This window comes from Moorena sp. SIO2C4 (genome assembly GCF_010672485.1).
Lineage (GTDB): Bacteria > Cyanobacteriota > Cyanobacteriia > Cyanobacteriales > Coleofasciculaceae > Moorena > Moorena producens.
Genome location: NZ_JAAHGN010001227.1, coordinates 1 through 2,055, shown reverse-complemented (window position 1 = coordinate 2,055; position 2,055 = coordinate 1). Strand labels below are relative to the sequence as shown.

Annotated in this window: 7 protein-coding genes; 5 read left to right on the top strand and 2 right to left on the bottom strand. The window is 50.0% G+C overall.

The features are described from left to right. Positions 1-517, top strand: a 517-nt coding sequence (locus F6K20_RS35945; protein ID WP_287298008.1) for a Uma2 family endonuclease, incomplete at its 5' end; no start/stop codon positions are given. Here F6K20_RS35945 and F6K20_RS35940 read toward each other — a convergent pair. Beyond that, positions 488-655: a hypothetical protein gene (locus F6K20_RS35940; RefSeq protein ID WP_154659980.1), complete on the bottom strand. Its 168-nt coding sequence runs from the start codon at positions 653-655 to the stop codon at positions 488-490. The genes F6K20_RS35945 and F6K20_RS35940 overlap by 30 nt on opposite strands. A gap of 36 nt (positions 656-691) precedes the next feature. On the opposite strand from F6K20_RS35940, the gene F6K20_RS35935 reads away from it, so the two are divergent. The 3 genes from F6K20_RS35935 to F6K20_RS35925 are packed head-to-tail and all read left to right on the top strand — an operon-like array spanning position 692 to position 1,424. Further along, the gene (locus F6K20_RS35935; protein WP_287298006.1) at positions 692-1,021 is read left to right on the top strand and encodes a hypothetical protein; all 330 of its coding nucleotides are present in this window, start codon (positions 692-694) and stop codon (positions 1,019-1,021) included. Between the two features lie 23 nt (positions 1,022-1,044). Beyond that, the gene (locus tag F6K20_RS35930) at positions 1,045-1,203 is read left to right on the top strand and encodes a hypothetical protein (protein WP_165691847.1); all 159 of its coding nucleotides are present in this window, start codon (positions 1,045-1,047) and stop codon (positions 1,201-1,203) included. A 5-nt stretch (positions 1,204-1,208) separates the two neighbouring features. Further along, entirely contained in the window at positions 1,209-1,424 is a 216-nt protein-coding gene (locus F6K20_RS35925; RefSeq protein WP_008190891.1) for a hypothetical protein, read from the top strand. Positions 1,425-1,524: 100 nt separating this feature from the next. Here the strand turns inward: F6K20_RS35925 and F6K20_RS35920 are convergent, their stop codons facing one another. Then, the gene (locus F6K20_RS35920; protein ID WP_287250552.1) at positions 1,525-1,674 is read right to left on the bottom strand and encodes a hypothetical protein; all 150 of its coding nucleotides are present in this window, start codon (positions 1,672-1,674) and stop codon (positions 1,525-1,527) included. A 68-nt stretch (positions 1,675-1,742) separates the two neighbouring features. Between F6K20_RS35920 and F6K20_RS35915 the strand changes: the two genes are divergently transcribed. Beyond that, on the top strand, positions 1,743-2,055 hold a 313-nt coding region (locus F6K20_RS35915; RefSeq protein WP_287298004.1), incomplete at its 3' end, for a hypothetical protein.

Below are 2,055 nucleotides of genomic sequence, written 5' to 3'. Positions count from 1 at the left end.
TAGACGCTCTTATGTGTTGTGGCGGGAATATATAACACCTCTGATTGCCCTAGAGTTTGCATCGGGGACCGGTGCGGAAGAACGGGATAGAACACCGTTACAAGCCGTAGATGGTACTGTTCAAAAACCCGGGAAATTCTGGGTATACGAAAAAATTATCCGCATTCCCTACTACGGCATCTTTATGATCAATACCGGGGAGTTGGAAGTTTACCACTGGGAAGATGGCACCTACGAGCGCCTGAGTCCTAACGAGCGCAACCACTATCCCATTAATCGCATGAATGTAGAACTAGGGGTATGGCAAGGCACGTATCTCGGTTTAGCTGAACAACCTTGGTTGCGATGGTGGGATCGACAGGGAAATCTACTACTGACTGGCCAGGAGCGGGCAACCTACGCTGAGGCTCAAGTCCAGCAGGAGCAACAAAAGCGGCAACAGTTGGTGGCACAATTGAAGGCTCTTAGTCCGGAACAACTTCAGGAACTAGGAATTGATGCGGCACTTTTGGAGTAGGGAATCGGGAATCGGGAGTCGGGAATCGGGAATCGGGAATCGGGAATCGGGAGAGGCGTAGGGTGCGTTAGGGGCGGGCTTGCCGTTATTTGTGGCCTCAACGCCCGGGTTGAGATAGTCCGCCCCGTAACGCACCACCTGGGGAGTGTGCAGAGAGCTGGATGGGATTGACCTTTGGTCACGCGGGGCGCGTTCGCATTTCTCAAAATTAATGCGATCGCACCGGTAACAAACCACCAAGATGATCTCAATGGGATCGCATATCTGGAAATTAATGCGATCGCACCGGTAACAAACCACGAAGATGATCTCAATGGGATCGCATATCTGGAAATTAATGCGATCGCACCGGTAACACACCACGAAGATGATCTCAATGGGATCGCATATCTGGAAATTAATGCGATCGCACCGGTAACACACCACGAAGATGATCTCAATGGGATCGCATATCTGGAAATTAATGCGATCGCATCCGGATGCTGCTGGCGAAATATAAGTTAACATCCAAAACACTTATTCTGCCGTTGATTACGTTACAAAACTATAAAATGTTTTTCGACCATTACACTGAATATCAAGGCTTTCAGCGTGTTAATAAATGTTTCGCCAGCAGCATCGCATCCGTAACGCACCACCAAGATGATCTCAATGCGATCACAAACTTCAAAGAAACTGATGGCTGATCCTGGTGCGTTACGGGACCGGCTGTCTCAACCCTGGCCAATCGGCCAAAAATCCAGGAGAGCCGGTCCCTAACGCACCCTACGGCTACCAACTAACTGTGGAATGGGCATCTTGGTGGAATGGGCATCTTGGTGGAATGGGCATCTTGGTGGAATGGGCATCTTGGTGGAATGGGCATCTTGCCCGTTACAATAGACCTCTTGCAAAAGTATTTTTCTAATAGTGTTCTTGATGCAATAGCGAGTGGTGGAAACCACGGCAGTCGCTCATGGGGGGAACCCCCAAGACCGCGCTGCCTCCCCAAGACCACTTAGGTGCGCTTACAGTCGTCGAATTAAATTCGCCACGGGTCGCACCTCTGCATCGCTTTGCGTCAATTCTTGTCCACTGTTCCGGTGATCCGCTGTTCCCTGTTCCCGACAACTGCCGCGAAGTCTAATATATTTTCGCGCGGGCAGCCAATCGGCCAAAAATCCAGGAGAGCCGGTCCCTAACGCACCCTAAGGCTACTGCCTGCCCACCAGCAAGGGATTAATCAGTGAGGTTTGAATCAGGATGGCTACGGCCAAACGCGATCGCAAACCTGACATCAACCGGTAATGGTGGGCAAAATTTCGATGATCTAGATTTCTCCAAAGCACCCTGGTGTTTTTGCCCACCCTACAACATTAATGGGTACGCATATCTGACATCAACCGGTAATGGTGGGCAAAATTCTGTGATCATGAACTACTCCAAAGCACCCTGGTGTTTTTGCCCACCCTACAACATTAATGGGTACGCATATCTGACATCAACCGGTAATGGTGGGCAAAATTCTGTGATCATGAACTACTCCAGAGCACCCTGGA